We start from the raw sequence: 6,832 nt of genomic DNA, 5'->3' as shown, positions 1-6,832 counted from the left end.
CGCGCCTCGTCAGGAATTTGTGTCGGCGGCCTGCAGCCTGCGGGCGAGACCGGCCGGGGTCGGCTCCTCGAAGATGTCCTTCAGCTTGAGCCGGATCTGCGTCGCCTTCTTGATCTCCTGCAGCAGCTTGACCGCCAGCAGCGAGTGCCCGCCGAGCGCGAAGAAGTGGCTGTCGGGGCCGAGATCGGCACGGTTCAGCATGGCCTTCCAGAGCGCCACCAGGGAGTCGACCAGCGCGTCCCCGGTGCCGGCCGGGAGGTCGGCCTCGTCCGCGGTGGTCTCGGCGGTGCTGCGCAGCTCCGTGGCCAGGTTGCGCAGGGCCGGGTAGTCGACCTTGTCGTTGCCGGTCATCGGGAAGGCGTCCACCGCGACGTACTCCTGGGGGGTCGCCGCGTACGGGAGCGACGCGCTGGCGTGCTCCCACAGCTCCGAGGTGACCTCAGGCCGGTCGGGCGCCACCACGAACGCCCACAGGACGGCGTCCGCGCTGGGGTCGCCGACCACGACGACGGCGGCGGCCCGCACGTCGGGGTGTGCCAGCAGCACGCCTTCGACCTCGGCGAGCTCGATCCGGTTGCCGCGCAGCTTGATCTGGCGGTCGAGCCGGCCGAGGATCTCCAGCTTGCCGTCGGAGGTCCACTGGGCCAGGTCGCCCGTGCGGTAGTACCGGCCGTAGACGGGGTGCTCGCCGAACCGTTCGGCGGTCAGCTCCGGCCGGTTGTGGTAACCGATGGCCACGCCGTCGCCGGCGATGCAGAGCTCGCCGCGGGTGCCGATGGGCAGCGGGCGGCCGTCGGGGGCGGCCACGTACACCTTCGTGTTGGCGATGGGCACGCCGACGTCGATGCGGTCCGCGGCGGGGTCGATGCGTCCGGCGGTGGACCAGATCGTGGTCTCGGTGGGGCCGTACACGTTGTAGAGCTCGCAGCCGGTGGCGGCCAGCCGCTCGGCCAGGACGGCGGGCATCGGCTCGCCGCCGCACAACACGCGGCAACCCGCCAGCTCGCCGGACGCCTGGTCCACGACCAGCCGCCAGGTGGTCGGCGTGGCCTGGGCGATGGTGACGTCGTAGCGCCGCAGGGCTTCGGCCAGCGGCTCGCCCTGGGTGCGGGCGTCGTCGGGCGCGATGGCCAGCCGGGCGTCCGTCGTCAGGGGCAGGAACAACTCCAGCGCGGAGATGTCGAAGCTGAACGTGGTCAGCCAGAGCACGGTGTCGCGCGGCCCCGCCGACAGCTGGTGCGCGAAGTGCGCGATCAGGTTGGCCAGGCTGTAGTGGTCGATCAGGGTGCCCTTGGGAAGCCCGGTCGAGCCGCTGGTGTAGATGAGGTACGCGCAGTCCTCAGGCCGGACGGGGCTGAACGACGACACCTGCCCGGACACCGGCGTGACCGCGTCGACGGACACGAGCGGCAGGACCGTGCGCTCGCCGGAGACGGTGATGCCGTCGCCCGCGAGGACCACGGCCGCGCCGGCGTCGTCGAGCTGGTAGTCGAGGCGCTGCTGCGGGTGGTCGGGTTCGAGCGGCAGGTACGCCGCTCCGGCCAGCCACACGCCGAGCGCCGCCGCGGCCAGCTCGGGTGAGCGCCGCGCGAGCAGCGCGACGACGTCGCCCCTGCCCACCCCCGCGGCCTGGAGCGCGTCGCGGGTGGCCTCGGCGGCGGCCCACAACCGGCGCAGGCCGACGTGCCGGTCGCCGTCCACCACGGCCACGACGTCCTCGGGCGGCGCGGCGGACACCTTGCGGGCGATCTTCTCCAGCACGGTCGCGGGCGTCACGGTGTGCTCGGTGGCGTTGGCCATCTCGATGGCCGCGCGGTCCTGGTAGCACCAGACGGGAATGTCCGCGAGCGGCAGGTCGGGCTGCTCGGCGAGCGTGACGAGCAGCTCGTCGTAGCGGGCCAGCAGCAGCTCCACGTCGGACCGGTCGAGCACGTCCACGCAGAACGCGGTCCTGATCTTGATGCTGTCCGAGGTGGAGGTGACGAAGAACTCCAGGTCGAACTTGCTGAAGCCGTTCTCGATCACCACCTGTTCGGCCGGCAGGCCGCCCAGCGTGAACCCGGCCGTCAGGTCGGCGGGCACGTAGTTGAACGTGTGCCGGAACAGGTTGTTGCGCCAGCCGTCGCGCGGCACGATCTCCAGCAGGTCGTCCACCGGGTAGTCGGCGTGCGACATGGCCTCCATGAACGTGCGGCGGGTGTTGCGCGCGTGCGTGCGGAAGGTGCTCGCCCAGTGGACCCGCGTGCGCAGGGTGAGCACGTTGATGTGGTAGCCGATCCGGGTGGCGGCCTCGGGCGTGCGCACGCTGACGGGAGAGCCGATCGTGAGGTCGGGGCCGGCGCCGTGGGCGGCCAGCAGCACGCCGTACGCGGCCAGGAGGATGACCGACTCGGGCGCCCGCAGCTCGCGCTGCATCTGCCGGGCCGCCTCGCGCGCGGCGGGCGACAGCTCCCAGTTGATCACGTCGCCCACGAGGGTCGTCTGGGAGGTCTCGGCCTGCTCGCACCACAGGTCGAGGTCGCCGGCGTGGAACCCGTCCAGCTTGTCGCGCCAGAACGCGCCGCTGCGCGGGTCGGGCTCCGGCTCCTCCCAGGCCGGTACGACGTCGCGCGCCGGCGGCTCTCCCGCCACCAGCGCGTCGTAGAGCGTGACGAGCTCGTTCGTCAGCAGCGCCGTCGACAGCCCGTCGAAGATCGAGTGGTGGACGGCCAGGCAGTAGACCTCGCCCGCGTCCTCCTCCAGGACCGCGGCGCGCACCAGCAGCTCGCCGCCGGGCTCGAACGGCCGCGCGACGAACTCCCCCAGCCACTCGCGCGTGTCGTCCCAGCCGGCCTCCTCGAACCGCAGCACGGCCCGCTCCGGGGGCACGACCTCACGCACCATGCCCTCGGGCTCGACCCTGAACACCGTGCGCAGGATCTCGTGGCGGTGCACCACGCGGTTGACCGCTTCCAGCATGAGGTCGCGCCGCGCCCGGCCCGTCACGCTGAACGCCACGGCCAGGTTGTTCACCCCGGCGCCGGGGACGAGCTCTTCCAGCAACCACAGCGCCTGCTCCTTGCGGGTGGCGCGCTGGCCCAGCATCTGCTCCATGATCATCTCTCCAGCAGCTTGGTAACGGCCCTGGCGATCTCGTCGTCGGTGAGCAACACGTCGTGGCCCTTGTCGAACCTGAGCTCCTCGGCCACGACGGGGCCGCGGCCCGACTCGCGCAGCCGGTTCAGGCCGTTGTTCGGGTTGTTCGAGCTCACCGCGGTGGCGCGCTGCCACCCCTCCCAGGGATCCAGGGTGTCGGCGTAGGTGAGGAAGGACAGGAAGGCGCTGAACGTGCCCCACATCTCTTCCGAGTACTCCGGGTCGAGCCCGGCTCTTTCGAACGCGCGCTGCCCGACGTCGCGGAACTTCGCGTACAGCTGGGCGGCGTAGCCCTCGACCGTGACGCCCTCCTGCTGCAGCGGACGGTCCATCGCCTCGCGGGTCTCGGCGACGTCCTCCTCGCTGAGGATCGAGGAGAGGATGCCGAAGACCTTGCCGAACTGGAAGTAGATGTTCTCCAGGCTGGTGGGCTCCGGGTCGAAGACGATCAGCCGGGGCGCCTCACCCTGCTCCTTCTCCAGCAGGTCCACGAGCTCGGCCGCGTAGACGGCGCCGATGCAGTAGCCCATCACCGCGTGCACCTTCCGGCCGCTCGCCTTGAGAGGTTCCATCCACGAACGCACGTAGGCGGCGCCGTCGACACCCGAGCCAGGTGTCACGGCGGGCGGGGAGACATGCCAGAACGTCCCGTCGTAGTCCATCTTCGCCAGCAGGTCAGGGAAGCCGGCCTCCGCCCGGCCGGTCTCCGTGAAGTCGACGCAGAGGACGAGGTTTCCCGAGCCGGATTCTTTGAGCGTCGTCCAAGTGGTAACCAGAGTCATGATCATTTCCTTTGACTAGGAACTCCCGCCTTCAAGGGCGAGCTGAATCAGGAGGTCGGCGTCCATGCTGTCGATCTCCTCGGTCCTGCCGTTCGTCTCCTCGTCCTCCGGGCCGGCCAGGCGGAAGAGGCTGTCCAGCAGTCCGGCCGCACGCAGTCGTTCGATCGGGATGGTCGTCAGGAGCTGCCGCACCTCGGCGTCGCTGCGGGCGTCGGCGGGCTCGGCCGTGCCCGCCGCGACGGCCGGGAAGAGCTGCTCCAGGACGAACCGCGTCAGGTCGTGGGGAGTTGGATAGTCGAAGATGAGCGTGGCCGGGAGTTGCAGGCCGGTGGCCGTGTTGAGCTGGTTGCGCAGTTCCACCGCGGTCAGCGAGTCGAAGCCGAGCTCCTGGAACTGGCGCTGCGGCTCGATCGCCGACTCGTCGGCGAACCCGAGCACCGCGGCCACCTGGCCCCTGACGACCTCCGACAGGGTGGCCTCGATCCTGTCCGGTTCCATCGTGGCGAGCCGTTCCGCCAGCCCCTGGCCAGGCCGGGTACGGCGGGGTCTGGTGCGGTTCCTGACCTTGGTGAACTTCGCCGGGACCAGCACGGGGCGGCCGGAGCGGACGCCGAGGTCGAAGAGCGCCAACCCCTCCTCGGTGGACAGCGGCCTCACGCCCCCGCGCTCCATGCGGCGCAGGTCCGCCGCGTTGAGCTCGCCCGCCATGCCGCTGGTCGTCCACAACCCCCAGGCCAGCGAGGTCGCCGGCAGGCCATGCACCTGACGGTGGTGGGCCAGGGCGTCCAGGTAGGCGTTGGCCGCGGCGTAGTTGGCCTGGCCCGCGCTGCCCAGCACCCCGGCCAGCGAGGAGAAGAGCACGAACGCTCTCAGATCGAGGTGCTGCGTGAGCTCGTGCAGGTGGTGGGCGGCGTCGGCCTTGGGCCTCAACACCCCGTCCATGCGCTCGGGAGTGAGAGAGGCGATGACGCCGTCGTCCAGGACGCCGGCCGTGTGCACCACCCCAGCCAGCCCGTCCACGCCCTCCAGCAGCCGGGCGAGCGCGTCACGGTCGGCCACGTCGCACGCGGCCACGTCCACCCGGGCGCCCAGCTCCGAGAGCTCGGTCGCCAGCTCGGCCGCGCCGGGCGCGTCCGGGCCGCGCCGGCTGACCAGCAGCAGGTGCCGTACGTCGTGCTCGATGACCAGGTGACGCGCCACCAGCGCGCCCAGCCCGCCCGTGCCGCCCGTGATCAGTACGGTGCCGTCGGGGCCGAACACCGGCTCGCCCTGCTCCAGATCCGTCGCCCGGCTCAGCTTCGGCGTCAGGAGGTTGCCCTCCCGGACGGCGATCTGGGATTCGCCGGTCGCGAGCGCGTGGCCCACCGTCTCGGCGTCCAGCCGCTCGGTGCCGGCGTCCAGCAGCACGAACCGGCCGGGCTGCTCCGACTGCACGGCCCGCACCAGGCCCCACACCGCCGCCTGCGCCGGGTCGGGAACGTCGTCCCCGGCTGCCGCGACGGCCTGGCGGGTGACGATCACCAGCCGCGACGATGCCAGGCGCTCGTCGGCGAGCCACTCCTGCACCAGGGCCAGCGCCGCGCGGGTCGTGGCGTGCAGGTCCGCGCCCGCGCAGCGGGCCACGACCGCGTCCGGGACGTCCGCCGCGTCGATGGAGGCCAGATCCGGGTGGATCTCTGCCCCGGTGCCCAGGTCGTCGGTCCCCAGCACGACCCACCGGGCCGCGTCCTGATCGGCGGCGGCCGGGGCCGCGGACCACTCGAGCTGGTGCAGCAGGCCCTGGCTTTCAGCCACGCTGAGCTCGGCCGCCGACACGGGCCTCAGGGTGAGGGCGTCGATCTCGGCCACCGGGGCGCCGGTCTCGTCCGCGATGCTCAACCTGACGCTGGTCTCGGAGGAGCCGCGGGTGACCTTGACCCGCAGGCCGGTCGCACCCGCCGCGTGCAACGACACGCCGCTCCAGGCGAACGGCAGATACGGCCGCCCTTCCGCCCCCGGCACCAGACCACCCAACGCCGCGGCGTGCAGCGACGCGTCCAGCAACGCCGGATGCAACCCGAACCGTCCCGCATCAGCGTGCCCCTGCTCGGGCAGGGCGATCTCGGCGAACACCGCGTCCTGCTGCTGCCAGGCAGCCACCAACCCCTGGAACAACGGCCCATACTCCAGACCGATCGCCGCCATGTCGTCATACAGGTGCCCGACATCAACCGGCCGGGCACCCGCCGGCGGCCACTGCCCCGCAACCCCGACCGGCTGCTCGCCCTCCTCAGCCAGCAACCCCTGCGCGTGCAGCGTCCACTCCGCCTGACCCTCACGCGAGTACAACCCCACCGGGCGGCCACCAGCGTCGTCACACGGACCGGCCACCAGCTGGACATCCACCCCGGCTCCGGCCGCCACCACCAACGGCGCCTGCATCGTCAACTCGACCAGCCGCGCACACCCCAGCTCCCGACCCGCACGCAACGCCAGCTCCACCAGCGCCGCCCCCGGCACCACCACCCGGCCATCCACCTGATGATCAACCAGCCACGACTGCCCATCGAGCGACAACCGGCCCGAGAAGACCACCGACTCGCCACCGGCGACCTCGGTCACCGCGCTCCACAACGGATGGTCGATGGCGCCCAATCCGGCCGCGCCCACGTCCTGCGACTCCAGAGCCGCCGGCACCCAGAACCGCTCATGCTGGAACGCGTACGTCGGCAGGTCCACGAACCGGCCCGGGGCCAGCGCCGCCGTCCAGTCCACGGTGACGCCCTCGACGTGCAGCCGTCCCAGCGCTTCGACCAGCGCCCGGACCTCGTCCCGGTCCTTACGCACAGCCGGCACGAACACCGCATCCACGCTCTGCTGCGCCAACCCCGTCAGCACCCCATCCGGACCCACCTCCAGGAAATGAGCCGCCCCGC

Annotated in this window: 3 protein-coding genes; all 3 read right to left on the bottom strand. The window is 71.9% G+C overall.

Features of this window, described 5'->3' with window-relative positions:
* Nucleotides 1–9: 9 nt before the first annotated feature.
* On the bottom strand, nucleotides 10–3,093 hold the full coding sequence (locus tag ABGB14_RS29060; protein WP_347647003.1) for an amino acid adenylation domain-containing protein: 3,084 nt from the start codon (nucleotides 3,091–3,093) through the stop codon (nucleotides 10–12).
* A 2-nt stretch (nucleotides 3,094–3,095) separates the two neighbouring features.
* Entirely contained in the window at nucleotides 3,096–3,917 is an 822-nt protein-coding gene (locus ABGB14_RS29055) for a hypothetical protein (RefSeq protein WP_347647002.1), read from the bottom strand.
* 15 nt (nucleotides 3,918–3,932) lie between these two features.
* Nucleotides 3,933–6,832: type I polyketide synthase (locus ABGB14_RS29050; protein ID WP_347647001.1), on the bottom strand; the 2,900-nt coding region annotated here is incomplete at its 5' end.

This window comes from Nonomuraea sp. B10E15 (genome assembly GCF_039871615.1).
Taxonomy (GTDB): Bacteria; Actinomycetota; Actinomycetes; order Streptosporangiales; family Streptosporangiaceae; genus Nonomuraea.
Note: the sequence above shows the minus strand (reverse complement) of the source record. Positions and strands in the feature narration are given on the sequence as shown.

Coding starts and splice junctions, on each gene's coding strand:
- ABGB14_RS29060 (WP_347647003.1), bottom strand. CDS start 3,093: ATGGAGCAGATGCTGGGCCAGCGCGCCACCCGCAAGGAGCAGGCGCTG.
- ABGB14_RS29055 (WP_347647002.1), bottom strand. CDS start 3,917: ATGACTCTGGTTACCACTTGGACGACGCTCAAAGAATCCGGCTCGGGA.